Below are 585 nucleotides of genomic sequence, written 5' to 3'. Positions count from 1 at the left end.
AATCGGTACCATCGCTACCCATCATCTTGATTTTGTGGCCTGCTGGCATGTCGTCAATAAACACACCTGGATTAAAGTTCTTTAGGTTAAGCTTGTAACTGCCGTCATTGCTCGAAATGTTAGCCGAACGACTTGCCGCGCTTGCTAATGGTTTGGCCCCAATGGTGTCTGCGTCTTTTTCTACAGCCAACGCCAAGAATGAAGTTGCTAAAGCCTTGCGTTGTACGCTGTCACGGTAGCGATCAATCTCTCGTAGTGATTGAAGCACGTTGCCGATCAGTGGCATACCACGAGCTTGGCCCATAATGCGCTTACCAGGACGGTATAAATTAGCCACACGGCGACCAGAACGAGCGCCAACACGCGGATAACGAACGTATTCCCCATCTTCTTTCAATACGTGGTAGGCAATTTCACGGCCTTGCGCGTCAAATTCAACACCATGCTCTAGATAATGACCATCAGCAACGCCGCCGTCACCATCTAAAGGTGATTGAATGCAATTGGAGCTAATTAACTGGATCTTAGGTAGATTCGTCTTTTTATCGAAGTGATGCACCACCAGTACGTCACCCTCGACCAAAG

General features: G+C 48.2%; 1 protein-coding gene. It reads right to left on the bottom strand.

Annotation, left to right across the window (positions count from 1 at the left end; genetic code table 11):
- The coding region (locus DC53_RS0121080; RefSeq protein WP_240474589.1) for a phage portal protein at positions 1-562 on the bottom strand (562 nt) is incomplete at its 3' end.
- Positions 563-585: the final 23 nt, after the last annotated feature.

This window comes from Pseudoalteromonas fuliginea, assembly GCF_000690055.1.
Classification (GTDB): domain Bacteria; phylum Pseudomonadota; class Gammaproteobacteria; order Enterobacterales; family Alteromonadaceae; genus Pseudoalteromonas; species Pseudoalteromonas fuliginea.
Note: the sequence above shows the minus strand (reverse complement) of the source record. Positions and strands in the feature narration are given on the sequence as shown.